This window comes from Pollutimonas subterranea, assembly GCF_002849655.1.
Taxonomy (GTDB): domain Bacteria; phylum Pseudomonadota; class Gammaproteobacteria; order Burkholderiales; family Burkholderiaceae_B; genus Pollutimonas; species Pollutimonas subterranea.
In genome coordinates this window covers 170,192-194,645 of the sequence record NZ_PDNW01000006.1, presented here as the reverse complement: position 1 = coordinate 194,645, position 24,454 = coordinate 170,192, and the positions used below count along the sequence as shown (strand labels likewise).

Annotated in this window: 21 protein-coding genes; 18 read left to right on the top strand and 3 right to left on the bottom strand. The window is 61.7% G+C overall.

From position 1 onward, the window contains the following. The first annotated feature begins 59 nt into the window (after positions 1-59). Both infA and pgi read left to right on the top strand, forming a co-directional pair. Positions 60-317 (top strand): translation initiation factor IF-1, encoded by a 258-nt coding sequence (infA, locus tag CR159_RS09640; protein WP_013744218.1) that lies wholly within the window; start codon positions 60-62, stop codon positions 315-317. Between the two features lie 135 nt (positions 318-452). Continuing rightward, positions 453-2,027: a glucose-6-phosphate isomerase gene (gene pgi / locus CR159_RS09635; RefSeq protein WP_102073817.1), complete on the top strand. Its 1,575-nt coding sequence runs from the start codon at positions 453-455 to the stop codon at positions 2,025-2,027. Here pgi and CR159_RS09630 read toward each other — a convergent pair. From CR159_RS09630 to CR159_RS09620, 3 genes are read right to left on the bottom strand one after another with little or no spacing between them, the layout of a single operon-like run. After that, entirely contained in the window at positions 2,014-2,916 is a 903-nt protein-coding gene (locus CR159_RS09630) for a DMT family transporter (RefSeq protein ID WP_233208242.1), read from the bottom strand. The two genes, pgi and CR159_RS09630, sit on opposite strands and share 14 nt — an antisense overlap. Positions 2,917-2,958: 42 nt before the next feature. Beyond that, positions 2,959-4,155, bottom strand: a complete 1,197-nt coding sequence (locus tag CR159_RS09625; protein ID WP_102073793.1) for an acetyl-CoA C-acyltransferase — start codon at positions 4,153-4,155, stop codon at positions 2,959-2,961. Between the two features lie 26 nt (positions 4,156-4,181). Beyond that, complete coding sequence (locus tag CR159_RS09620) at positions 4,182-6,623, bottom strand: 3-hydroxyacyl-CoA dehydrogenase/enoyl-CoA hydratase family protein (RefSeq protein WP_102073792.1); 2,442 nt, start codon at positions 6,621-6,623, stop codon at positions 4,182-4,184. Between the two features lie 182 nt (positions 6,624-6,805). Between CR159_RS09620 and CR159_RS09615 the strand changes: the two genes are divergently transcribed. From CR159_RS09615 to hisH, 16 genes are all read left to right on the top strand, one after another. Beyond that, on the top strand, positions 6,806-7,540 hold the full coding sequence (locus tag CR159_RS09615) for a hypothetical protein (protein WP_102073791.1): 735 nt from the start codon (positions 6,806-6,808) through the stop codon (positions 7,538-7,540). A gap of 412 nt (positions 7,541-7,952) precedes the next feature. Next, positions 7,953-12,659, top strand: a complete 4,707-nt coding sequence (locus CR159_RS09610) for a glutamate synthase-related protein (RefSeq protein WP_102073815.1) — start codon at positions 7,953-7,955, stop codon at positions 12,657-12,659. A gap of 9 nt (positions 12,660-12,668) precedes the next feature. After that, positions 12,669-14,132, top strand: coding sequence for a glutamate synthase subunit beta (locus CR159_RS09605; RefSeq protein ID WP_102073790.1), 1,464 nt, complete (start codon positions 12,669-12,671; stop codon positions 14,130-14,132). 84 nt (positions 14,133-14,216) lie between these two features. Beyond that, positions 14,217-15,047: an ABC transporter ATP-binding protein gene (locus tag CR159_RS09600; RefSeq protein WP_102073814.1), complete on the top strand. Its 831-nt coding sequence runs from the start codon at positions 14,217-14,219 to the stop codon at positions 15,045-15,047. Beyond that, the gene (mlaE, locus tag CR159_RS09595; protein WP_102073789.1) at positions 15,044-15,832 is read left to right on the top strand and encodes a lipid asymmetry maintenance ABC transporter permease subunit MlaE; all 789 of its coding nucleotides are present in this window, start codon (positions 15,044-15,046) and stop codon (positions 15,830-15,832) included. The genes CR159_RS09600 and mlaE overlap by 4 nt, the downstream gene beginning before the upstream one ends. Positions 15,833-15,851: 19 nt before the next feature. Continuing rightward, a complete protein-coding gene (mlaD, locus tag CR159_RS09590) occupies positions 15,852-16,343 on the top strand; it encodes an outer membrane lipid asymmetry maintenance protein MlaD (protein ID WP_102073788.1) in 492 nt (163 codons plus the stop codon). Between the two features lie 52 nt (positions 16,344-16,395). After that, complete coding sequence (locus CR159_RS09585) at positions 16,396-17,211, top strand: MlaA family lipoprotein (RefSeq protein ID WP_102073787.1); 816 nt, start codon at positions 16,396-16,398, stop codon at positions 17,209-17,211. Positions 17,212-17,222: 11 nt separating this feature from the next. Continuing rightward, complete coding sequence (locus CR159_RS09580; protein ID WP_439650511.1) at positions 17,223-17,879, top strand: MlaC/ttg2D family ABC transporter substrate-binding protein; 657 nt, start codon at positions 17,223-17,225, stop codon at positions 17,877-17,879. 118 nt (positions 17,880-17,997) lie between these two features. Then, positions 17,998-18,789 carry an ABC transporter ATP-binding protein gene (locus tag CR159_RS09575; RefSeq protein WP_102073786.1) on the top strand — a complete coding sequence of 264 codons (792 nt, stop codon included), beginning with the start codon at positions 17,998-18,000 and terminating at the stop codon, positions 18,787-18,789. Continuing rightward, the gene (locus CR159_RS09570) at positions 18,786-19,580 is read left to right on the top strand and encodes an ABC transporter permease (RefSeq protein WP_102073785.1); all 795 of its coding nucleotides are present in this window, start codon (positions 18,786-18,788) and stop codon (positions 19,578-19,580) included. Before CR159_RS09575 ends, CR159_RS09570 begins: the two co-directional genes overlap by 4 nt. A 5-nt stretch (positions 19,581-19,585) precedes the next feature. After that, positions 19,586-19,834 carry a BolA family protein gene (locus CR159_RS09565; RefSeq protein WP_199173279.1) on the top strand — a complete coding sequence of 83 codons (249 nt, stop codon included), beginning with the start codon at positions 19,586-19,588 and terminating at the stop codon, positions 19,832-19,834. Continuing rightward, positions 19,827-21,092: a UDP-N-acetylglucosamine 1-carboxyvinyltransferase gene (gene murA / locus CR159_RS09560; RefSeq protein ID WP_102073783.1), complete on the top strand. Its 1,266-nt coding sequence runs from the start codon at positions 19,827-19,829 to the stop codon at positions 21,090-21,092. The genes CR159_RS09565 and murA overlap by 8 nt, the downstream gene beginning before the upstream one ends. After that, on the top strand, positions 21,089-21,760 hold the full coding sequence (hisG, locus tag CR159_RS09555) for an ATP phosphoribosyltransferase (protein ID WP_102073782.1): 672 nt from the start codon (positions 21,089-21,091) through the stop codon (positions 21,758-21,760). Before murA ends, hisG begins: the two co-directional genes overlap by 4 nt. A 91-nt stretch (positions 21,761-21,851) precedes the next feature. Further along, on the top strand, positions 21,852-23,165 hold the full coding sequence (hisD, locus tag CR159_RS09550) for a histidinol dehydrogenase (protein WP_102073781.1): 1,314 nt from the start codon (positions 21,852-21,854) through the stop codon (positions 23,163-23,165). Positions 23,166-23,167: 2 nt separating this feature from the next. Continuing rightward, positions 23,168-23,755, top strand: a complete 588-nt coding sequence (hisB, locus tag CR159_RS09545; RefSeq protein ID WP_102073780.1) for an imidazoleglycerol-phosphate dehydratase HisB — start codon at positions 23,168-23,170, stop codon at positions 23,753-23,755. A 23-nt stretch (positions 23,756-23,778) separates the two neighbouring features. After that, positions 23,779-24,432 (top strand): imidazole glycerol phosphate synthase subunit HisH, encoded by a 654-nt coding sequence (hisH, locus tag CR159_RS09540; protein ID WP_102073779.1) that lies wholly within the window; start codon positions 23,779-23,781, stop codon positions 24,430-24,432. Positions 24,433-24,454 lie beyond the last annotated feature (22 nt).

The following is a 24,454-nucleotide window of genomic DNA, read 5'->3' as shown; positions in this document are numbered from 1 at the left end:
ATGACACGCAACGCGAGTTCGACACGCCGGCGTTCTTTTAATTTTTACAGGAATATTTTATGGCTAAAGAAGAACTGATCGAAATGGGTGGTTTGGTTACCGAAGTGTTGCCCGATTCCCGCTTCCGCGTAACGCTGGACAATGGCCACCCGGTCGTTGCCTACACAGGCGGAAAAATGCGCAAGCACCACATTCGCATTCTGGCAGGCGACAAAGTCTCGCTCGAAATGTCACCCTACGACCTGAGCAAAGGCCGGATTACTTTCCGCCATATTGCTGGTCGCGCTCCCGGCGGTCCAAGCCAGCGTCGCCGTTAATAAGAAGAACATGCGCTGACTATCTCGCGGGTGCCCGATTCCGGGCATGACGGCGAGATCATCGGCCACCCCTGAAGCCGCGCTGCGCGGGCGCCAATGGCTATACAATCGGTCAACGATTAAATGCCCAAAGGAATGCTCGTGACCAGCTTGCTGCCTACTGCCGACGCGCTGTCGGATCTTCCCGAATGGTCGGCGTTCGACAATGCCGCCCGAAACTCCCCGATTCATATCGATGGCTTGCGGCTGATCCAGGCGGCGGGCATAAGCTTGGACATCAGCGGACAAGGCAGCTCACCAGAGCTGGACGCCGCCGCCCAGGCGCTGCTGGACGCCCGCAACTTCAATGACATGCGCACCTGCCTGCTCGAAGGCGGCATTGCCAACGTGACCGAAGACCGCGCCGCTTGGCACTCTGCCCTTCGCGCCCCTGCTCCCATCGATGAAATCACAGCCGAACGCCAACGCCTTAACGAGTTCGTGCGCCTTGCCGATTCCGAACGGCGGTGGCGCAACATTGTGCATATCGGCATCGGCGGCAGCGATTGGGGCGTAAGGCTGGCTGTATCGGCCTTCGGTTACGCGGGTACCTGGCGACAAGTGCATTTCGTGGCCAACATCGACGGTCACGCCATTCAGGGTGGGCTGGCCGGGCTCGATCCGCACGACACACTGATCGTGATGGCCTCCAAATCGTTTACCACGGCCGAAACACTGCAGAACGGGCAGCGAGCGCTGGAATGGCTGCAAGCCTCCGGCGTAGAAAGCCCCTATCAACAAATTGTCGCCATTACTGCAAAAGCCGATGTCGCCCGGGAATGGGGCGTGCCCGACGCGCACATCTTCAAGCTGTGGGACTGGGTCGGCGGGCGCTTTTCATTGTGGTCCGCCGTCAGCCTGACCACCGCCCTGGCCGTCAGTTCCGATGTGGTGGCCGGCATGCAGGCGGGCGCCGCGGCCATGGACGCCCATTTCGCCGAGGCGCCACTGGCTAATAATGCGCCCATTCAAATGGCAATTTCGGGTATCGTCAATCGCAGTATCCTGGATTACGGTTCGCTCAATATTGCGCCCTACGACTTTCGCCTGGCCAACTTGGTTCCCTATATTCAGCAACTGGAAATGGAATCCTTGGGCAAGTCGGTAAACCTGTCCGGCAACCCCGTGGGGGTACCCACCGGACCAGCCGTGTGGGGCATGCCGGGCACCGACGCCCAGCACACTTTCTTCCAGTGGCTGCATCAGGGCAGCGACGGCGCTCCGGTGGATTTCATCATCTGCCAGCACGCCGATCATGGCTGGCCCGAGCACCATCGCATCCTGCTAGCCAATTGCCTGGCGCAGCGCGAGGCGCTGCTCAAGGGTAAGTCGCACGATCAGGCCCTTAAAGAAACGCTTCAGTCCGGTATACCGCAAGAGAAGGCCGAGTGGCTGGCTCGGCACCGCGTGCATGCCGGCGGACGGCCATCCAACCTTATCGTGCTTCCGCGCCTATCGCCCTACACGCTTGGAGCCCTGTTGGCGCTGTACGAGCATAAGGTCTTTGTCCAAGGCGTCATCTGGGGCATCAATCCCTTTGATCAATGGGGTGTCGAGTACGGCAAGGTGCTGGCCAAGGGTATAGGAAGCGAGCTCGCGGGCAAGATGCCCATCGATCCCACCCACGACGCATCCACGGCGCACTGGATAGACGCATTCAAGCAGGCTTAGGACGCCTCGTGCCGAGGTAGGTGCCCAGCAATATGCCGGCGACACCTACCAGGTGCCAGGCGGTAAACGGTTCGCCCAGCAGCAGCATGGCAAACCCCACGCCGAAAACCGGAATCCAGTACTGGAACACGGATGTCCGGGCGACGCCCAGCTCCGCAATGGCGCGATTCCACAACATATTGCATATCGCCGTGGCCACGATTCCTGTGAACACCAGCAGGGCCAGCGGCCACAGGCCCGGAAGCAGCAGGGCTTCGAGGCTGAACTCGACCGAGTCGCTGAGGTACAGGTGCACGCTGAGCAGCACGGCGCCTATGGTGTAGATGAAGGTGCTGATTACCAATGCATTGAACTGGCGTGCCAGGTTCTGGATCAGCATGCCGCCCACGACGAAGGTGAACATGGCCGCGAATATCTGGGCGTCACCCCAGCTGGCGCCGGCCAGCGCCGCGCCCGCATTGCTGAACACCACCGTGAATACGCCTCCGAAACCCAGGGCAATGCCCAGCAGGCGCACTCCGGTCAATGCTTCCCGAAAGATCAGGGCCGCCAGGATGGATGCCACCAAAGGACTGAGCGCCATGATCAGTGATGAATTGGTGGCGCTGGCCGTCTGCATGCCCGAGGTGAACAGAATCTGGTTGGCGTAGACCATGAGCACGCCGCATGCGATGAAGCGCAGCCATTGCCCGGCTGTTATGGCAAGCAGGCGCACCGGTCGACGCGACCAGGCCAGCGTCAGGTTGATGACAATCGCCGCAAGCACCATACGCAGGCAGGCGACGATCAACGGATCGAGATAGCCGGTTAAAACCTTGACCGCTGAAATGTTCAAACCCCAAATAGCCATGGTGCCGATCAACAGCAACTGCATTTTGAGAGGATTCATCAGGGGCTTGAAAAAGTCGGGTTGGGTCCAAGCATATCAGTTTTAGACCCGCTGGAAGATGCCCGCCGCCCCCATGCCGGTGCCGACACACATGGTTAGCATGCCGTACTCCAGATTTCGCCTGCGCAGTCCATGTATGACGGTCGCCGCCCTGATGGCGCCGGTTGCACCCAGTGGATGGCCCAGCGCAATGGCGCCACCCAGCGGATTGACGATGTCCGGGTTCAGGTCCAGGTCGCGCATGACCGCCAGCGATTGCGCGGCAAACGCTTCATTCAGCTCTATCCAGCCGATTTGATCCAGCCGCAGGCCGGCCAGCTTCAAGGCATGGGGGATGGCTTCCTTGGGTCCGATTCCCATGATTTCAGGCGGTACGCCTTTAACCGCGAAGGACACGAATCGCGCCAGGGGTGTCAGGTTGTGCGCTTTCAGCGCCCGCTCCGACACGACCAGCAGCGCGCCGGCGCCATCCGAAATCTGCGAACTGTTGCCGGCCGTCACGCTGCCGCGGGCGGCGAACGCCGGGCGCAGCTTTGCCAGGGCCTGCATGCTGGTGTCGGGCCGCGGGCCTTCGTCGAGCATGACTGTTTTGTGGCTCACCACGATCTCTCCGGTATCGAGATCCGGCCGCCGGCTTATGACATCGATGGGCAATATCTCGTCAGCAAACTCGCCCTTTTGCTGGCCGGCAATGGCGCGCTGGTTCGAGCGTAGCGCAAATGCATCCTGGTCCTCGCGGGATACCTTCCATCGGGTGGCTACCTGTTCGGCCGTCAAGCCCATGCCGTAGGCGATGCCCAGGTTCTCATCATCGGCAAAGATACGCGGACTGAATGACGTGCTGACACCCATGGTGGGAACCAGGCTCATGGACTCGGTGCCGGCCGCGATGATGATGTCGGCCTCGCCCACGCGTATGCGGTCGGCGGCCATGGCGATGGCAGTCAGGCCCGATGCGCAGAAGCGATTGACGGTTACGCCCGCGACGGACGACGGCAAGCCCGCCAGCAAGGCGCCAATACGCGCCACATTCAGGCCCTGCGGCCCTTCCGGTATGGCGCAGCCCACAATGGCGTCTTCAATGGCCGCCGGATCCAGGTCGGGAACTTGCGCCAGCAGTCCCTTGATGACGGTAGCCAGCAATTCATCGGGGCGAGTGTGTGAAAAAATGCCGCGAGGCGCCTTGCCGATGGGGCTGCGTGTTGCCGCGACGATATAGGCTTGTTGCAATGTGGTCATGCATGACTCCGTTGTGGTCTTGGCGATCAGTTACGGACCGGCTTGCCGGTCTCCAGGATGCCCGCGATACGCTCTTGTGTCTTGGGCTGGACCAGCAGCTCCAGAAAAGCGTCGCGCTCGCGCTTGAGCATCCAGGCCTCGTCCACCAGGGAAACCGGGTCGACGTCGCCGCCGCAGAGAACCTGGGCCACTTTTTCGGCCACCACGAAGTCGTGTTCGGAAATATAGCCGCCCACCTTCATGTTGAGCAGCTGCGCCTTGAGCGTGGCAATGCCGTCCCTGCCGGCGACGGGAAACCGTGACGGCAAGGGCGCGCGCCAGCCGGCTTCGGCCAGCGCCTGTGCCTGGCGCACGGCCACATACAGCAATTCGTGGCGATTCATGACGATGGGGTCAGACGCGCGCAGGTAGCCCATATTGCGCGCATCCAGCGCGGATTTTGACACCTGGGCGCTGGCGACCGCCAAGGCAAATTTCTTGACGAAGGCCAGCAAGGGCGCATCGGGCGCGGCCTCGGCCTGAAGTTCGGCGGCCCGCCGCGCGCAGAATGCCAGGCCGCCCGCGCCGGGAACCAGCCCTATGCCCACCTCGACAAGCCCGATATAGGTCTCGAAATGCGCGACCCGTTGCGCGCAATGAACGGCCAGTTCGCAGCCGCCGCCCAGCGCCAGTCCGGCCAGCGCCGCGACCACCGGGACTTGCGCATAGCGCAGGCGCAAGACCATGTCCTGCATCTCCCGCTCTATCGGCTCGACGGCGGCGGCACCGCCTTCCAGGAAGGCGGGTAGCATGGCTTTCAAATCGGCGCCCGCGGAAAATGGATCTTCCAGCTGGCCGATGACCAAGGCCTTGTAGGAGGCTTCGGCCAGGTCGACCGCATGCACGATGCCGCGCACCACGCCGGGGCTCAGGGTGTGCATCTTGGTTTTGAACGAGACGATCAGCACGTCCTGGGGATGGGGCGCGGGCAATGTCCAGCATCGCAGGGCGTCGTTTTCGTAGACCACTGCCGCGTCAAGGTCTTGCACTTCGCCGACAAGGCGCGGCGCGCCGATTTGCCGCTGGTATACCGGCAAGCTGCTGCGGCCTTCAAAACGCTTGTGGCGCGGATTCCATGAACCGGCCGCCGTGTGCACGCCCTGTGCTTCCCAGACCGGACCACGCGTTGCCCATTGCGGCAGCGGCGCCGCGGACAAGGTTTTGCCGGCGTCGATGTCTTGTTGTATCCAGTTGGCCACATCGTGCCAGCCCGCCGATTGCCAGATCTCGAAGGGACCTTGCGCATGGCCGAAGCCCCACTTCATGGCTAGGTCGACCTGGCGCGCCGTATCGGCGATGGCCTCGAGGTGTACGGCGCTGTAATGAAAGCTGTCGCGCAGTATTGCCCATAGGAATTGCGCCTGCGGATGGTCCGAGTCATGCAGCGCGCGCAGCTTTTTGGCCGGATCGCGTTCAGCCAGGATCGCCGCCACGGACTCATCGATCTTGGTATCGGCAGGCACGTATTCTTTCTTGGCGGGATCCAGCCGGAGTATGGCCTTGCCTTCCTTGCGGTAGAAGCCCGCGCCGGTTTTCTGCCCCAGGGCGCCTTGCTGTACGAGGCCGTCCACGACGTCCGGCACGCCAAAATGGCTATGGAAAGGATCTTGCGGCAGCTGATCCTGCATGGTGCGTATGACGTGCGCCAGGGTATCCAGGCCGACGACGTCGGCCGTGCGGAAGGTGCCGGACTTTGCGCGGCCCAGCCGTGTGCCGGTCAGTTCATCGACCAGTTCGTACGGCAGCCCGAACGTGTCAGCCTGGGCGAATACCGACAGGATGCCGAATACGCCGATGCGGTTGCCGATAAAGTTGGGCGTGTCCTTGGCGCGCACGACGCCTTTGCCCAGTTGCGAGACCAGGAAGGTTTCCAGCAGGTCCAGCAAAGCGGGCCGGGTGTCAGCCGTGGGAATGAGCTCGACCAGGGCCATGTAGCGCGGAGGATTGAAAAAATGCACGCCGCAGAATCGATGGCGTAGCGACTCGGGCAATGCCGCCGCAAGCTGGGTGATGGATAAGCCGGATGTATTGCTGGCAATGATGGCATCGTGCTTGATGGCGGGCGCCAGCTTCTGATAGAGGTCGCGCTTCCAGTCCAGCCGCTCGGCAATGGCTTCGATGACAAGGTCGCATTCGGCCAGGCGGTGCAGGTCGTCGTCGTAGTTTGCGGGAATGATAAGGTCGGCCAGCGCCGCGGTTCCCAAGGGGGCGGGATTGAGCTTGGCAAGTTGCGCAATCGCGCGCTTGGCGATTCCGTTCTTGTCGCCCTCTTTGGCCGGCAGGTCGAACAACACCACGGGCACGCCCGCATTTACGCAGTGCGCCGCAATTTGCGCGCCCATGACGCCCGCGCCGCACACAGCCACCTTGCGGACATGAAAGCGGGCCGTTCCAGCGACCGCTCGTTGACCGGATTGACCAGACTGCATAAACATACCTCCGAGGAAAACAGGTGAGCCATCTGGCGCGACCGCCCGGGCCGGCCACCGCAATCAGAGTAGCCTTTTCTGAAGGAGCCTGCATTAGGGCCGCGTCCGATAAATGTACCCGAAATGGGAAACGCCCGGCTACCGTAGAATAGTGCCAATTCCACTGGAAACCCTCTTTTCCCATGGCCCGACTGCCACGCCTCTATGCCCCGCAGGTTCCCCAGCTTGTACAGGCTGAATTTGTACGCCCCCTGGCCGCTGTATCCGATCCGACTCCTTCTGCGGAGCTGGACCGGCTGCTGGAATGGCTGCTGCACGATGCCCGTGAATACAAGGTGGCCGTGCATGGCTGGCTATTGCTGAACGATCGCATTACCTTGCTGGCCACGCCGCCCGATGCGCAAGGCCTGTCCCGGCTGATGCAGGCGCTGGGTCGGCGACTGGCCACCCATATGCGGCGTGGGCGCGTCTTTGCGGGCCGGTATCGCAGCACACTGGTTGAGCCCGGAGCCTGGGTGCTGCCTGCCTTGGTCTGGCTGGAATCCCTGCCCGTGCAGCAGCGCTATGTGGACCGGGCTGAAAGCTGGCCATGGTCGTCGGCGGCGGCACACACCGGCGTGCATGCCGGAACCCCAACGGGTACGCCGATGGACGCGGCCGCCCTTGGCCGCACGCTGCTTAACGACCACGTCGACTATTGGCAGGACGGAAATACCCCCTTCGCCCGAGAAGCCAACTACCGGGAACGCATGCAAAACGGCTTGTCTGCCGCGCAAGGCCAACGCATTGAGCAAGCGCTATTCGGGCAATGGGTGCTGGGCGATGCGGGGTTCGTAGACAAGCTGTCCACGCTGGCTACACGGCGCCTTATGCCGGCAAGTCGCGGCAGGCCTCGTAAGACCACCCCATCTGTGTAGCAGTATTTTCACCCGCCCCTGTCAAAATTTTATGCCCTGTCTTGGTGCATATTGTGGTGCAAGCGCGGCAAAATCCAGTCGAAGCGACTATATTTTCTGTTTAGTTTCAGCATTTTAGATGCGTCCCTTATTATCTATTAAATGAACTATTACGATAATAATTAGGGACGCACCCTAATTATTGCGCTTGTAAAATCAACAAACGGGCAGTATCTTTCGTCTACTGCACTGCACCAAACCCGCGCTACGCCGACCTGCACCTGAAAGCATGGTCGGCCGGCCTGACGGTGCCAATCGACCTGCGAGTCCTTCTATGTCCAAATTATCAAGCGCCCAGCTCCTTTCCGCCGGCACGCCCGACGTGTCCGCCGCCGCCCTGAAACAGGGTCGCAAGCCTACGGTGGTTCCCGCCATGCCGGCGCCATTGAAGCCATTGAAGGTTTCCGGGCTGGCTCCATCGGCCCAGGGCCTGTATAGCCCCACCAACGAACACGATGCCTGTGGTGTCGGTTTCGTCGCGCACATCAAGGGCAAGAAAAGCCACTCCATCATCCAGCAAGGGCTCAAGATCCTGGAGAACCTGGACCATCGCGGCGCGGTAGGCGCCGACGAACTCATGGGCGACGGCGCGGGCATACTGGTCCAGATTCCCGACGCCTTGTACCGTGAAGAAATGGCCGCGCAGGGCGTTGAACTGCCTCCACCGGATGAATACGGCGTGGCCATGGTGTTCCTGCCCAAGGAAACGGCTTCCCGCCTGGCCTGTGAACAGGAGCTCGAACGCGCGGTGCGCGACGAGGGCCAGGTTGTATTAGGCTGGCGCGACGTGCCGGTGGACCGCGACATGCCAATGTCGCCGACGGTGCGATCCTGTGAGCCGGTGATACGCCAGCTGTTCATTGGCCGCGGCAACGACATCATGGTGCCCGACGCGCTGGAACGCAAACTCTACGTCATACGCAAGACCGCCAGCCATGCCATCCAGCATATGCAGCTCGCGCACGGCCAGGAATATTTCGTGCCTTCGATCTCGGTGCGTACGGTGGTCTATAAAGGCTTGTTGCTGGCCAACCAGGTCGGCAGCTATTACCGCGACCTGGCCGACACCCGGGCGGTATCTGCGCTGGCCATGGTGCACCAGCGTTTCTCGACCAATACCTTTCCGGCGTGGCCCTTGGCCCACCCTTACCGCATGATTGCGCACAACGGCGAAATCAATACGGTCAAGGGCAATTTCAACTGGCTGCGCGCGCGCGAAGGCGCCATGCAATCGGCCGTGCTGGGCGAAGACCTGCCCAAGCTCTACCCTATCGTCTACGAGGGCCAGTCCGACACGGCAACGTTCGACAATTGCCTGGAATTGCTGGTGATGTCCGGCTATTCGCTGGCGCACGCCATGATGATGATGATCCCCGAAGCCTGGGAACAGCATACCGGCATGGACGAAAACCGCCGCGCCTTCTATGAATACCATGCCGCCATGATGGAGCCCTGGGATGGTCCCGCCGCCGTGGCGTTTACCGATGGGCGCCAGATCGGCGCAACGCTGGACCGCAACGGCCTGCGCCCGGCCCGCTACCTGATCACCGACGACGACATGGTGATCATGGCGTCCGAGGCCGGCACCCTGCCCATTCCCGAGCACCGCATTATCAAGAAATGGCGTCTTCAGCCGGGCAAGATGTTCCTGATCGACCTGCAGCAAGGCCGCATCATCGACGACTCGGAAATCAAGTCGCAACTGGCCAATACACGGCCGTACCGCCAGTGGATCGAGCGCCTGCGCCTGAAGCTGGAATCGCTGCCGACCCAGGTCGTGGACGCCGGTACCGCGCCCAAGGTGGCGTCCCTGCTCGATCGCCAGCAAGCATTCGGCTGGACCCAGGAAGACTACAAATTCATCCTGCAGCCCATGGCCCTTACCGGCGAAGAAGCCATGGGCTCGATGGGCAACGATGCCCCGCTGGCGGTGCTTTCCAACCGCGCCAAGCCTTTCTACAACTACTTCCGCCAATTGTTTGCGCAAGTCACCAACCCGCCTATCGATCCCATACGCGAACAATTGGTGATGTCGCTGGTGTCCTTTATTGGCCCCAAGCCCAATCTGCTGGACATCAACAACGTGAACCCGCCGCTGCGCCTGGAAGTAACCCAGCCGGTGCTGGACGGCGCGGCCATTGCACAGATCCGCAATATCGAGAAGATCACCTCGAGCAAGTTTCGCAGCTTCGAACTGGACATCACCTACCCCACCGAGTGGGGCCCCGACGGCATTGAAGCCTGTATCGCGTCGCTGTGCTCGAACGCGGCCGACGCCGTGCTCAGCGGCTATAACATCCTGCTGATCAGCGACCGCAACATCGACAGTGAGCGCGTTGCCATTCCGGCCCTGCTGGCCACATCGGCCATACACCTGCACTTGATACGCGCCGGGCTGCGCACCAAGACCGGCCTGGTCGTGGAAACCGGATCGGCTCGCGAAGTGCATCACTTTGCCTTGCTGGGCGGCTACGGCGCCGAAGCCATCCATCCCTATCTGGCGCTGGAATCGCTGGCCGCCATGGACCAGCCCGACGTGGCGATCAAGAACTACATCAAGGCCATCGGCAAAGGCTTGAACAAAGTGATGTCCAAGATGGGCATCTCGACGTACATGTCCTACACCGGCGCCCAGATCTTTGAGGCGGTGGGCCTTAACAACAGCCTGATCGGCAAGTACTTCACCGGCACGCCCAGCACCATCCAGGGCATAGGCATTTTCGAAGTGGCCGAGGAAGCGCTGCGCGTGCATCGCGCGGCCTTCAGCACCGATCCGGTACTGAGCAACGCACTGGACGCCGGCGGCGAGTATGCCTGGCGGGTGCGTGGCGAAGAACATATGTGGTCGCCCGACTCCATCGCCAAGCTGCAGCACGCCGCGCGCGCCAATAACTACAGCACGTACAAGGAATACGCCCAGCTGATCAACAACCAGTCGCGAAGCCATATGACGCTGCGCGGCTTGTTCGAGTTCAAGGTCGATCCCACCCGCGCCATTCCGCTCAGCGAAGTGGAACCCGCCAAGGAAATCGTCAAGCGCTTTGCAACGGGCGCCATGTCGCTGGGCTCGATCTCGACCGAAGCACATACGGTACTGGCCGTTGCCATGAATCGTATCGGCGGAAAATCCAATACGGGCGAAGGCGGCGAAGACGAATTGCGCTACCGCGCCGAAATGCGCGCCGGCAAGAGCACCGTCAAGAAGGGCGACACGCTGGCTTCCTTCCTGGGTTCGGACCGCATCGAAGCCGACGTGCCGCTGCTTGCCGGCGACTCCCTGCGTTCGCGCATCAAGCAAGTGGCGTCGGGCCGTTTCGGCGTCTCGGCCGAATACCTCTCCAGCGCCGACCAGATCCAGATCAAGATGGCCCAGGGCGCCAAGCCCGGGGAAGGCGGCCAACTGCCCGGCCACAAGGTTACGGAATACATTGCCAAGCTGCGTTACTCCGTGCCCGGCGTGGGGTTGATATCGCCACCGCCCCATCACGACATCTACTCCATCGAAGACCTGGCACAGCTCATCCATGACCTGAAGAATGTGAATCCCAAGGCATCGATTTCCGTGAAGCTGGTGTCGGAAGTGGGCGTGGGCACGGTGGCCACGGGGGTGGCCAAAGCCAAGGCCGACCACGTGGTGATCGCCGGCCACGATGGCGGCACCGGCGCATCGCCCGTGTCGTCCATCAAGCATGCCGGAACGCCCTGGGAATTGGGTCTGGCTGAAACGCAACAAACCCTGATCCTGAACAACCTGCGCAATCGCATCCGCGTCCAGGCCGACGGCCAGATGAAAACCGGCCGCGACGTCGCCATCGGGGCCTTGCTGGGCGCAGACGAGTTCGGCTTTGCCACGGCGCCGCTGGTGGTGGAAGGCTGCATCATGATGCGCAAATGCCACCTGAACACGTGTCCGGTAGGCGTTGCCACCCAGGATCCCGTACTGCGCAAGAAATTTCAGGGCAAGCCCGAGCACGTGGTCAACTTCTTCTTCTTCGTGGCCGAAGAAGTCCGCGAGATCATGGCGCAGCTGGGCATACGCCGTTTCGACGAAATGGTAGGACGTGTCGATTTGCTCGACACCCGCCCCGGCATCGAGCACTGGAAGGCGAAGGGGCTGGACTTCACCCGCGTGTTCCATGCGGTACCCACCACGACCGCGCTGTATCAGACCGCCGAGCAGGACCATGCGCTGGATCATGCCCTGGACCATCAGCTGATCGAGCGCAGCAAGGCGGCCATTGAACGCGGCGAGAAAGTGTCGTTCATTACACCGGTACGCAATCGCAACCGCACCATCGGCGCCATGCTGTCCGGCGTCGTGGCGTCGCGCTACGGCCATGAAGGGCTGCCTGACGACACCATACATATCCAGTGCAACGGCTCAGCCGGACAAAGCTTTGGCGCCTTCCTGGCCCACGGCATTACGCTGGACCTCGTTGGCGAAGCCAACGACTACGTGGGCAAGGGCCTGTCGGGCGGACGCATTATCGTGCGCTCGCCCAACGACTTCCGCGGTTTCGGGCCGGACCACATCATTGCGGGCAACACCGTCCTGTACGGAGCCCTGGCCGGTGAAGCCTACTTCAACGGCGTGGCCGGCGAACGGTTCGCCGTACGCAATTCCGGAGCCGCCACCGTTGTGGAAGGCACCGGGGACCATGGTTGCGAATACATGACAGGCGGTACGGTCGTGGTGCTGGGCGAAACCGGACGCAACTTTGCGGCCGGCATGTCCGGCGGAGTCGCCTATGTCTGGGATCCGGACAACACCTTCCAACATCGCTGCAACCTAAGCATGGTCGAGCTCGAGCGACTGACCTCGCATGCCGAGCAAAGCAAGCTGGGCCAGCTGGAAACCTGGCATAGCGCCGTGCGCGGCGGCGAGCGTGAAACCGACGAAACCATTCTGCGTCAATTGATTGAAAATCACTATCGCTATACCGGCAGCTTCCGCTCGCGTGACGTGCTGGGCGATTGGGACCGTGCCCGACAGTCTTTCGTCAAAGTCATGCCCATCGAATACCGACGCGCCCTGGGCGAGCTCTGGCGCGCGGTCAACCCACAACAAATTGCTGCCTGAGGAAAAGACATGGGCAAAGTTACCGGCTTTCTTGAATTCCAGCGTGTCAAAGAGACCTACGAAGCACCGCTGAAGCGGCTGAACCACTGGAATGAATTCGTCCACACCCTGACCAGCGAAGAAGCCAGGCAGCAAGGTGCGCGCTGCATGGACTGCGGGATTCCGTTTTGCACCAGCGGCTGCCCGGTCAATAACATCATCCCCGACTGGAATGACCTGGTTTACCGCCAGGACTGGCACAGCGCGCTGGACGTGCTGCACTCGACCAACAACTTCCCCGAGTTCACGGGCCGTGTGTGCCCCGCCCCCTGCGAAGCCGCCTGTACGCTGAATATCAATAGCGACGCGGTGGGCATCAAGTCCATCGAACACGCAATCATCGACCACGGATGGCAGGAAGGCTGGGTCCTGCCCCAGCCTCCGGTACGCAAGACCGGCAAGCGGGTTGCCGTCGTGGGCTCCGGCCCGGCCGGCCTGGCCTGCGCGCAGCAACTGGCGCGCGCCGGGCACTCGGTGACGGTTTTCGAGAAAAGCAATCGCATCGGCGGCCTGCTGCGCTACGGCATTCCCGACTTCAAGCTGGAGAAGTCGCATATCGACCGCCGTTTGCGCCAGATGGAAGCCGAGGGCGTGGAGTTCTCGCCCTCAACCTATGTGGGCGCCCCCGAACACGCCGAAGAGGGCCTGAACACCCGCACGCCCGAATCGCTGCAGGCCGAATTCGACGCGGTGGTGCTGACCGGCGGCGCCGAGAACCCTCGCGACCTTCCCGTGCCGGGCCGCGAGTTGCGTGGCGTGCACTTCGCCATGGACTTCCTGCGGCAGCAGAACAAGGCCTGTAACGGCGACCGCGTCAGCAAGCAGATCAGCGCCAAGGACAAGCACGTCATTGTCATCGGCGGCGGCGATACCGGCTCGGATTGCGTGGGCACCAGCAATCGCCAAGGCGCGGCGTCGGTCATGCAGTTCGAACTGATGTCCAAGCTGCCCGAAACGGAAGACAAGGCGCTGACCTGGCCGTACTGGCCGGCCAAGCTGCGGTCTTCGTCCTCGCACGAAGAAGGTTGCGAGCGCGACTGGGCGGTCGGCACCAAATCGTTTGAAGGCAAGGACGGCAAGGTAGAGAAGCTCGTGGCCGCGCGCGTGGAATGGTTCAAGGACAAAGCCACCGGGCAGATGAAGATGCGCGAACTGGAAGGCTCGCAATTCGAACTGCCCGCCGACCTCGTGCTGCTCGCCATGGGCTTCGTGTCGCCGGTGAAGAATGTGCTGGACGCCTTCGGCGTCGATCTGGATGCCCGAGGCAACGCGCGCGCCAATACCGACGACTACGTCACGAACGTCGACAAGGTCTTTGCCGCGGGCGACATGCGCCGCGGGCAATCGCTGGTGGTGTGGGCCATACGCGAAGGCCGCCAGTGCGCCAGGTCGGTCGATGAATACCTGATGGGCGTCAGTACCCTGCCTCGCTAAGGAGGCACGGCCTGACGTTGCGGCAATAAGGAGGTTTTCGCGCAAAAGGATACAATGCAAGGCTACTTGTCAGGCTCCGACTCTATGAATCCACCCCTCTCCACTGACCCGATCGTGAAGTTCTCCAACGTAGCCCTGGGCTACGGCGACTTCACGGTGCTGCAAGGCATCGACATCGAAGTCCGTCAAGGACAGGTCGTGGCAATGATGGGCGGGTCGGGTTCCGGCAAGACGACCCTGCTTCGTGCCGCTACCGGCCAAATCACGGCTAAAGCGGGCACGATAACGGTATTTGGCAAGGATATTGCCCAAGTACGCGGCGAAGGCCTGCGCGAGCTTCGTCAGCGCATGGGCGTGCTGTTCCAGCAAGGCGCACTGTTTACCGACTTGAACGTCTTCGAGAACGTGGCCTTTCCCTTGCGCGAACACACGCAGGTTTCAGAAAGCCAAATTACCGCCTGCGTGCTGGACAAGCTCGACGCGGTCGGCCTGCGCACCGCCGCGCACCTACGGATTTCAGAAATATCGGGCGGCATGGCGCGTCGCGTGGCGCTTGCCCGTGCCATCGTGCTGGAACCCGAACTGATCCTGTATGACGAACCATTTGCCGGCCTGGATCCCATATCGATGGGCATCACCGCGCAACTGATCCGCGGCCTCACCGACCGGCTTCATTGCGCTTCCATTCTTATTACGCACGACGTAGCCGAGTCTTTCCTGATCGCGGACCAGGTCTATATGGTGGGGCAAGGCAAGCTTATTGCCAGCGGCACGCCTGAAGAACTCTCTGCGTCGCAAGACCCTTACGTGCACCAGTTCCTGAAAGGCGAGCCAGACGGGCCCATTGCCTTTCATTACCCCGCGACGCCTGCCTTCTCCGAGTGGCTGAACCAACAGACGGGAGGGCGCTCATGAGCAATCCTGTTCAGTTGATTACGAGCCTCGGGGCAAAGGTGCGCCACAGCATTAATGGGCTGGGCGCCTTCATGCGTCTGGCCGGCGCCATCCTGGCGCGCAGTGGCAGCGCCCTGAGGCGGCCGGGGCTGGTGTCCCAGCAAATACATTTCATTGGCAACTACTCCCTGCTGATCATTGCAGTATCAGGGCTGTTCGTGGGTTTTGTGCTGGGTTTACAGGGTTATTACACGCTGAACCGCTACGGGTCCGAAGAGGCACTGGGCTTGCTGGTGGCGCTGTCGCTGACGCGCGAGCTCGGTCCCGTCGTCACGGCCCTGCTCTTTGCCGGACGGGCGGGCACGTCGCTGACCGCCGAGATCGGCCTCATGAAGGCCGGCGAACAGCTTGCAGCCATGGAAGTGATGGCGGTCGATCCCATACGGCGTGTGCTGGTTCCCCGTTTTTGGGGCGGCGTCATTGCCATGCCTATTCTGGCGGCGGTTTTTTCCATGGTCGGTATCCTGGGCGGATGGATCGTGGGCGTGCTGCTCATCGGCATTGACCCGGGCGTTTTCTGGTCGCAAATGCAAGGCGGCGTGGACGTATTCAAGGATGTGCTCAACGGTGTCGTGAAAAGCGTGGTGTTCGGCATCGCCGTCACCCTCATTGCCCTGCATGCCGGCTGGACGGCCAAGGCAACGCCGGAAGGCGTCTCCCGCGCGACCACGCGAACCGTGGTCGCCGGCTCCCTGGTCGTGCTGGGACTCGACTTTGTACTTACCGCGCTGATGTTCAGCAATTAACGATATAGATGGATCAATCATGACGCGTGAAAAAACCGACTTCTGGGTAGGCCTGTTTGTACTGCTGGGCGGCGTCGCCTTGGTGTTCCTGGCCTTGCAGGCAGGCAATATGAACTCCTTTTCGCTGGCGCCGACCTATACCGTGCAGGCCCACTTCGATAATCTGGGCGGGCTCAAGGTGCGCGCACCCGTCAAGAGCAGCGGTGTGGTGGTTGGCCGGGTGGCCAGCATAGGGTTCGACAACGTGCGCTACCAGGCGGTCGCCACCCTGGCACTGGAACAGAAATACGAATTTCCCAGCGATTCATCGGCCTCCATTCTTACGTCGGGCTTGCTCGGCGAGCAGTACATAGGCCTGACGCCTGGCGGCGAAGACAAAATGCTGGAGGACAGCAGCGAGATCCAGTACACGCAAAGCGCGGTCGTGCTCGAGGAACTGATCAGCAAGTTCCTGTACAGCTCGGCAGACCAGCAAGGAACGTCCAGTAATGAACCGACATCAAAACCCTAAACCCGGACACAGCCGATTACAATCACGGGTGCTTAAAATAACCGCGAAAAAAATGACTCACTCTACCCAACTGTCCGCCAGCCCCAGCCGACGCCTGTTTCAGATGACCGCCTTGCTGGGCGCCACGGCGCTTGCGGCGGGATGCGCCACAGTCAGCAACCCCAGTCCTGACGACCCGTGGGAAAGCTATAACCGAAGCATGTACACCTTCAACGATACGGTTGACCGGGCCCTTCTGAAGCCCATTGCCAGCGGCTATGACACCATTACGCCGCAACCGGTGCAAACCTGTATCCACAACATGTTCAACAACGTGGCCGACGTCTGGTCCGCCGCCAATAGCTTCCTGCAAGCCCGTGGCCACGACTTTTTCAATACGCTGGGCCGCGTGCTGTTCAACACCACCATGGGCCTGGGCGGTTGTATCGACGTCGCTTCCATGAATGGCTCCAAGCGTATCCAGAACGACTTCGGGGTTACGCTGGGCGTTTGGGGCCTGGATGCTGGCCCTTACGTCGTACTGCCGTTCCTGGGTTCCAGTTCGGTACGCGATGGCGCCGGCACGGTGGGCACTATCGCCGCGGGCATTTCACCGATTACGCCCGTGTTCGAAATCGACAATATCCCGCTGCGCAATTCCATTGTTGCGCTGTACGCCGTCGACACGCGCGCCAGCCTGCTGGACGCCGACCGCCTGGTCAACGAAGTGGCGCTGGACCGCTACAGCTTCATTCGCGACGCCTATATCCAGCGACGCAAAGCCCAAGTCGATAGCCGCCGTGCCGGTACCAGCCTGCCCGACTATAGCGACGAAAGTCTACCCGACTATTCGGACGACGAAGCCCCCGCTGCCAAGGCCGCACAGTAACCAGGATGTTCATGCTCAAGATTTTTACCTCGATCTTCTCGTTGGCCAGCGCCCGTCATCTGCTGGGCGCCGGCCTGCTGGGCCTGGCCTTTGCCGGCATGGGCGCAGCCCATGCCCAGGACACCGTCGACGCCACCAAGTCACCCAGTGATTTCGTGCAAACCGTTGCCAACAATGCCTTGAATGCCGTCAAGAAAGACCGCGCCGTCAAGGCCGGCGACCTGGTCAGTATCAACAAGGTCATCAACGACTACGTATTACCTTACGTCAACCTCGAAAAGACCACCCGGCTTGCCGCGGGGCGCCATTGGCGCCAGGCTACGCCGCAACAGCAGCGCGCCCTGGTAGAGGCTTTCAAGGGAACGCTCATCCGCACCTACAGCGGCGCCTTCACCAAAGTCGACCAGAAGTCGTCTTTTTCCATGCTGCCATTCCGGGGCAACGCCCAGGCGGACGACCTGGTGGTGCGTTCCACGCTGTCGCAAGGCAATGGTCCATCGGTGGGCATCGACTATCGCCTGGAAAAAACACCCCAGGGCTGGAAGATCTATGACCTGAATGTCGAAGGCATCTGGCTGATCCAGAACTACCGCAATCAGTTTTCGCAGCAAATCTCGCAGAACGGCGTCGACAGCCTGATTGCCGCGCTGAACAAGCGCAATCAGTAAAACCGCCGCAAGGCGGTTTACGCCCGAGCCGGTTCCTGCGCGCCCAGCAGGTCCGGCCGGCCAGACCTACTATAATGCATAGCTTGGCTTAATTTCGAGCCGGGCTTTTTTTGTTGCCATGTCTGCCCTCACTCTAGAAAATATTTCGAAGATATACCCTGCTCGTCCGCGCAGCATGATCAAGTGGCTGTCTTCGAGCCCCCCGACCAGCGGCTTCCAGGCCCTGGACGACGTCAGCCTGACGGTGGAGCACGGTGAATTCTTTGGATTGCTGGGTCCCAACGGGGCCGGCAAGACCACGCTCATTTCCATCCTCGCCGGCTTAGCCAGGGCTACGTCGGGCACGGCCAGGGTCTGTGGTCACGATGTGGTCGCCGACTTCAAGCAATCACGCCGCTCGCTGGGCGTCGTGCCCCAGGAAATCGTCTACGACCCTTTCTTTACTGTGCGCGAATCGTTGCGGCTGCAATCGGGGTACTTCGGCTTGCGCAACAACGACGACTGGATCGACGAAGTGCTGGGCAACCTGGGCCTGTCCGACAAGGCCGACGTCAATATGCGGGCGCTTTCAGGCGGCATGAAACGCCGTGTGCTGGTGGCCCAGGCCCTGGTGCACCGCCCGCCAGTCATCATTCTTGACGAACCCACGGCCGGTGTCGACGTCGACCTGCGCCGCACGCTTTGGGAATTCATTGCACGCCTGAACAAAGAAGGCCACACCATTTTGCTGACCACCCACTACCTGGAAGAGGCCGAAGCCCTGTGCGGACGCATTGCCATGCTCAAGGGCGGGCGGGTGGTGGCGCTGGACACCACGGCGGCACTGCTGGCGCGCGTGGGCGGCACCGACCTGGAAGATGCCTTTGTACGCATCATGAATAATGATGACTTCACTGGGGTGACCGCATGAGCTCCTCTCCGCTGATTCAACCGCGCACCGACATGGGCTCGGGCTTTCCCACCTTGCTGCGCAAGGAGCTGACCCGCTTCTGGAAGGTGGGATTCCAGACCATCGCCGCGCCCGTACTGACCGCGCTGCTTTACCTGCTGATTTTTGCGCACGTGCTGGAAGGCCGCGTACAGGTGTTTGGCACCGTGCCCTACACGTCCTTCCTCATCCCGGGCCTGATGATGATGAGCATGTTGCAAAATGCCTTTGCCAACCCGTCTTCATCGCTCATCCAAAGCCGCATAACCGGCAACCTGGTGTTCATCCTGTTGCCGCCTCTGTCGCACCGCGAGATCTTTGCCGCCTATATTCTTGCGGCCATCGTGCGCGGACTGTGCGTGGGCGCCTGTGTCTGGCTGGTGGCGCTGTTCTTCGTTCCCCTGCCGGTGTCGAACGTGCTGTGGGTGCTGGTGTTTGCCGTGCTGTCTTGCGGCATTATGGGCACGCTGGGCGTGATCGCCGGCCTATGGTCCGAGAAATTCGACCAGCTGGCCGCCTTCCAGAACTTCCTGATCATGCCCGCCACTTTCCTGTCGGGGGTGTTCTATTCCATACACAGCCTGCCCCCTTTCTGGCTTGCGGTCTCGCGCTGGAACCCCATTTTCTATACGATAGACGGATTTCGCTACGGTTTTTTCGCGGTATCGGACGTATCTCCCTGGCATAGCCTGGCGGTGGTCGCCGCAGTGTTTACCGTGCTTTGCTTTTTTGCCATGCGCCTGTTGGCCAGCGGCTATAAACTTCGGAATTAATTGCCATGTTGCCTACTCCAGAACAAGTACGCCAGTACATTGCCGACAACCTGCCCTGCGACCACCTGGAAGTCCGGGGCGACGGCTCGCATTTCGAGGCACTGATCGTCAGCCCCTCGTTTGAAGGCAAGCGCCTTATTGCGCGCCACCAGTTGGTGTATTCGGCCTTGGGCGAACGCATGAAAGCCGAGATCCACGCCTTGTCGATGCGCACCCTCACGCCTGCCGAGTACCAGGCCAACCCAAATGGATAAGCTGCTGATCACCGGCGGCAATCGCCTGAATGGCGAGCTTGCCATTTCGGGGGCCAAGAACGCCGCGCTGCCTATCCTGTGCGCCAGCCTGCTCACCGCGGACACGATTACCCTCGATAACGTCCCGGGCCTGAAAGACATCGGCACCACCCTGCGGCTATTGGGTCAGCTGGGCGTGCAGTCCGAACACAGCGGGCCGGGCCAGTTGCAACTAAGCGCCGCGCAGGTCAGCAGCCTGGAAGCGCCCTACGAGCTGGTCAAGACCATGCGGGCTTCCATCCTGGTGCTGGGCCCGCTGCTGGCACGCTTCGGCGAGGCACGCGTCAGCCTGCCCGGCGGCTGCGCCATCGGCCAGCGCCCGGTCGACCAGCACATCAAGGGCCTGGAAGCCATGGGCGCCGAGATCCGCATCGAACATGGTTTTGTCGTTGCCAAGGCCAAGCGGCTCAAGGGCGCCTGCATACTCACCGACATGGTGACCGTGACGGGTACTGAAAACCTGATGATGGCAGCCACGTTGGCCGAAGGGCAGACCATACTCGAGAATGCGGCGCGCGAGCCCGAAATCGTCGACCTCGCCGAACTGCTCAACAAAATGGGCGCCCGCATCCAGGGACATGGCAGCGACCGCATTGTCATTGACGGTGTAGACAGCCTGCACGGAGCCGCCCATCGCGTCGTGGCCGATCGCATCGAAGCCGGCACCTTCCTGTGCGCCGTCGGCGCGGCGGGCGGCGACATCATGCTGCGCCATGCTGCACCGTCCACCATGGGCGCCATCATCGACAAATTGCGCGAAGCCGGACTTGTCATCGACTACGGCGAAGACTGGATACGCGGCACCATGAACCAGCGTCCACGGGCAACGGGCTTTCGTACCCGCGAATATCCCGGCTTTCCCACCGACATGCAGGCCCAGCTCATGGCCTTGAACGCCATCGCCGACGGCACGGCGGTCATTATGGAAAACATCTTCGAGAATCGCTTCATGCACGTCCAGGAACTGGGGCGCATGGGCGCGAATATCGAGATCGACGGACACACGGCCGTCGTGACCGGCGTTGCGCAATTGTCCGGCGCCACGGTCATGGCGACCGACCTGCGCGCCTCTGCCAGCTTGGTCATCGCCGGCCTGGCAGCCTGCGGCGACACCGTGGTCGAGCGCATCTATCACCTGGATCGCGGCTACGAACGCATGGAAGAGAAGCTGCGTTCCGTGGGCGCCAATATCCAACGCCTAACCCAGGAAGCCGCATGAGCCCCGCCAGCCTAGACAGACCCCTTACGCTCGCCTTGTCCAAAGGGCGCATCTTCGACGAAACCATGCCATTGCTCGAAGCGGCGGGTGTACACGTCACCGAGAATCCCGAGACGTCGCGCAAGCTCATACTGCCTACCAGCAGTCCTGACCTGCAACTGATCATTGTGCGGGCCTCCGATGTGCCCACCTATGTCCAGTACGGCGCGGCCGATTTCGGCATCGCCGGCAAGGATGTGCTGTACGAGCATGCCGCGGAACACCCAGGCGGCCTGTATCAGCCCATCGACCTGAACATTGCGCGCTGCCGCCTGTGCGTCGCCGTACGCAAGGGCTTCGACTACGAGGCCGCCGTGCGCCAAGGCTCGCGCCTGCGCGTGGCCACCAAGTATGTGCAGGCTGCCCGCGAGCATTTTGCACGCAAGGGCGTTTACGTCGACCTGATCAAGCTGTATGGCTCCATGGAACTGGCTCCGCTGGTCGGGCTGGCCGATGCCATCGTCGACCTGGTCTCTACGGGCGGCACGCTGAAAGCGAATAACCTGGTCGCCGTGGAAGACGTTGCCGAGATTTCCTCGCGCCTGATCGTCAACCAAGCAGCGCTCAAGACACGCGCGGCGAAACTCCAGCCGCTCATCGATTCGTTCAGGCTTGCTTCGGCAAGCTGACCCGGAGAACCCGCGTACCGGTCCCGCTGCCACGTTGCCTGCGCGTTACGGTATACACTCATCATTACCACCGTATTCCTCTGCGCCAACCATGCTGATTACCCGTTTAAGCACCCTGTCCGATAACTTCGCGCGCACGCTGCGTGCGCTGCTCGCCTTCGATGCCTCGCAAGACGAGTCCATCGAGCGCGCCACGGCCGATATCCTGCGCCATGTCCAGGAACAGGGCGACCAGGCCGTGCTGGACTACACGAAACGCTTCGACCGCGTATCGGCACCTTCGGTTGCTGCCCTGGAGATCGAACGCGGCGAATGGCTGGCCGCGCTCGACGCCTTGCCGACCGACCAGCGCAAGGCGCTCGAGACCGCGGCCGAACGCGTGCGCACCTACCATGCCCACCAGCGGGCGGAAACCTGGACCTACACCGAAGCCGACGGCACGGTGCTGGGCCAGAAGATCACTCCCCTGGACCGCGTGGGCCTATACGTGCCCGGCGGCAAGGCAGCCTATCCTTCGTCTGTCCTCATGAACGCCATACCCGCCAAAGTGGCGGGCGTGCCCGAAGTGATCATGGTGACGCCCACGCCCGACGGCATACGCAATCCCATGGTATTGGCCGCTGCAGCCATCGGCGGCGTGGACCGCGTATGGGGCATAGGCGGAGCCCAGGCCGTGGGCGCGCTGGCCTACGGTACGCAAACGCTCTCGCCGGTCGATAAAATCGTGGGTCCGGGCAATGCCTACGTCGCCGCCGCAAAACGGCGGGTATTCGGCACGGTCGGCATCGACATGATCGCCGGCCCCAGCGAAATCCTGATCATCTGCGACGGCACCACGCCCGCTGACTGGATCGCCATGGACCTGTTTTCGCAGGCCGAACACGACGAATTGGCCCAGTCCATCCTGCTTTGCCCCGACGCCGGCTATCTCGACGAGGTCGAGGCAGCCATCACACGGCTGTTGCCGTCCATGCCGCGGGCCGACATCATACGCAGCAGCCTGGCCAACCGTGGCGCGCTGATACTGGTACAGAGCCTGGACGAGGCCTGTGCCATTGCCAATGACATCGCTCCGGAGCACCTGGAAATTTCCACCGAAAATCCCGACACATGGGCGGAAAAAATCCGCCATGCCGGGGCCATCTTCCTGGGCCGCTACAGCTCCGAAGCCTTGGGCGACTACTGCGCCGGACCCAATCACGTATTGCCTACCTCGCGTACCGCCCGGTTTTCCTCACCGCTGGGCGTGTACGACTTCCAGAAGCGTTCCAGCCTGATCCATGTATCACAGGCGGGCGCTCAAACACTGGGGCGGGTCGCCGCAACGCTGGCCTACGGCGAAGGGCTGCAAGCCCATGCCGCCAGCGCCGAATACCGCCTCAACTCTACTGAATCCAAGTCCTGAACATGCGTACTGCCGACATTACCCGCAACACCAACGAAACGCGCGTGCGCGTCACCATCAATCTTGACGGCACCGGCCGCCAGACCATCAATACCGGCGTGCCTTTCCTGGACCACATGCTGGACCAGATTGCGCGCCATGGCCTGATCGACCTGGACATCCACTGCGATGGCGATACCCATATCGATGACCACCACACGGTGGAAGATGTCGGCATCACGCTGGGCCAGGCTTTTGCGGCCGCAGTGGGCGACAAGGCGGGCCTGCGCCGCTATGGCCATTCCTACGTGCCGCTGGACGAAGCGCTGTCGCGGGTCGTCATCGACTTCTCCGGACGCCCGGGCCTTTACTACCACATCCCCTTCACCCGTTCGCATATCGGCCGCTTCGATGTCGACCTGGCGCGTGAGTTTTTCCAGGGCTTCGTCAACCACGCGCTGGTCACCATGCATATCGACAACCTGCGCGGCGAAAACTCGCATCACCAATGCGAAACCGTATTCAAGGCTTTCGGCCGCGCCCTGCGCATGGCCACTGAATTCGATCCGCGCAATGCCGGCGTGGTGCCCTCGACCAAAGGCGTCCTTTAACTCCCCTTGAACGGCTGCTATCCGTGAACACTATCGCCATCGTTGACTACGGCATGGGCAATTTCCACTCGGTCGCCCGCGCGCTGCAGGCCGCGGCACCGGATGCCGACATCCGCATCTGCAATCAGGCACGCGACATCGACCAGGCCTCGCGTGTGGTTTTCCCCGGCCAGGGCGCTATGCCCGACTGCATGCGCACACTTAACGAATCGGGGCTGCGCGAGGCCATCGTACGTGCGGCGCGCAGCAAGCCCTTGCTGGGCGTGTGCGTCGGCGAACAAATGCTTTTTACCCGAAGCGAAGAGGGCAGCGTACCATGCCTGGACGTCTTCCCCGGGCAGGTGAAACGCTTTGCCGGCCCCCAGTACTCCGTCGGCGCGCAGCCAGATCAAGAGCAAGAGCTGCTAAAAGTGCCGCATATGGGCTGGAACCGTGTGCAACACGTCAAAGACCACGCCCTGTGGGCCGGCATACCCGACAACAGCCATTTCTATTTCGTCCACAGCTACTACGTCGAGCCCGAAGATCCGGCACTCACCGTAGGGGTTAGCCACTACGGTATTGGCTTTACGTGCGCCGTCGCAGCGGCTAACATTTTTGCCGTACAGTTCCATCCGGAGAAAAGCGCCGAGCACGGCTTGCGCTTGTACCGGAATTTCGTCGACTGGCGGCCATAACGGTCGACACCCCGCCTTTTTT

What these genes read in the sequence shown, in the direction of transcription:
- infA (WP_013744218.1), top strand. Translation starts at nt 60, where the DNA reads ATGGCTAAAGAAGAACTGATCGAAATGGGTGGTTTGGTTACCGAAGTG.
- pgi (WP_102073817.1), top strand. Translation starts at nt 453, where the DNA reads ATGCTCGTGACCAGCTTGCTGCCTACTGCCGACGCGCTGTCGGATCTT.
- CR159_RS09630 (WP_233208242.1), bottom strand. Translation starts at nt 2,916, where the DNA reads ATGAATCCTCTCAAAATGCAGTTGCTGTTGATCGGCACCATGGCTATT.
- CR159_RS09625 (WP_102073793.1), bottom strand. Translation starts at nt 4,155, where the DNA reads ATGACCACATTGCAACAAGCCTATATCGTCGCGGCAACACGCAGCCCC.
- CR159_RS09620 (WP_102073792.1), bottom strand. Translation starts at nt 6,623, where the DNA reads ATGCAGTCTGGTCAATCCGGTCAACGAGCGGTCGCTGGAACGGCCCGC.
- CR159_RS09615 (WP_102073791.1), top strand. Translation starts at nt 6,806, where the DNA reads ATGGCCCGACTGCCACGCCTCTATGCCCCGCAGGTTCCCCAGCTTGTA.
- CR159_RS09610 (WP_102073815.1), top strand. Translation starts at nt 7,953, where the DNA reads ATGCCGGCGCCATTGAAGCCATTGAAGGTTTCCGGGCTGGCTCCATCG.
- CR159_RS09605 (WP_102073790.1), top strand. Translation starts at nt 12,669, where the DNA reads ATGGGCAAAGTTACCGGCTTTCTTGAATTCCAGCGTGTCAAAGAGACC.
- CR159_RS09600 (WP_102073814.1), top strand. Translation starts at nt 14,217, where the DNA reads ATGAATCCACCCCTCTCCACTGACCCGATCGTGAAGTTCTCCAACGTA.
- mlaE (WP_102073789.1), top strand. Translation starts at nt 15,044, where the DNA reads ATGAGCAATCCTGTTCAGTTGATTACGAGCCTCGGGGCAAAGGTGCGC.
- mlaD (WP_102073788.1), top strand. Translation starts at nt 15,852, where the DNA reads ATGACGCGTGAAAAAACCGACTTCTGGGTAGGCCTGTTTGTACTGCTG.
- CR159_RS09585 (WP_102073787.1), top strand. Translation starts at nt 16,396, where the DNA reads ATGACTCACTCTACCCAACTGTCCGCCAGCCCCAGCCGACGCCTGTTT.
- CR159_RS09580 (WP_439650511.1), top strand. Translation starts at nt 17,223, where the DNA reads ATGCTCAAGATTTTTACCTCGATCTTCTCGTTGGCCAGCGCCCGTCAT.
- CR159_RS09575 (WP_102073786.1), top strand. Translation starts at nt 17,998, where the DNA reads ATGTCTGCCCTCACTCTAGAAAATATTTCGAAGATATACCCTGCTCGT.
- CR159_RS09570 (WP_102073785.1), top strand. Translation starts at nt 18,786, where the DNA reads ATGAGCTCCTCTCCGCTGATTCAACCGCGCACCGACATGGGCTCGGGC.
- CR159_RS09565 (WP_199173279.1), top strand. Translation starts at nt 19,586, where the DNA reads ATGTTGCCTACTCCAGAACAAGTACGCCAGTACATTGCCGACAACCTG.
- murA (WP_102073783.1), top strand. Translation starts at nt 19,827, where the DNA reads ATGGATAAGCTGCTGATCACCGGCGGCAATCGCCTGAATGGCGAGCTT.
- hisG (WP_102073782.1), top strand. Translation starts at nt 21,089, where the DNA reads ATGAGCCCCGCCAGCCTAGACAGACCCCTTACGCTCGCCTTGTCCAAA.
- hisD (WP_102073781.1), top strand. Translation starts at nt 21,852, where the DNA reads ATGCTGATTACCCGTTTAAGCACCCTGTCCGATAACTTCGCGCGCACG.
- hisB (WP_102073780.1), top strand. Translation starts at nt 23,168, where the DNA reads ATGCGTACTGCCGACATTACCCGCAACACCAACGAAACGCGCGTGCGC.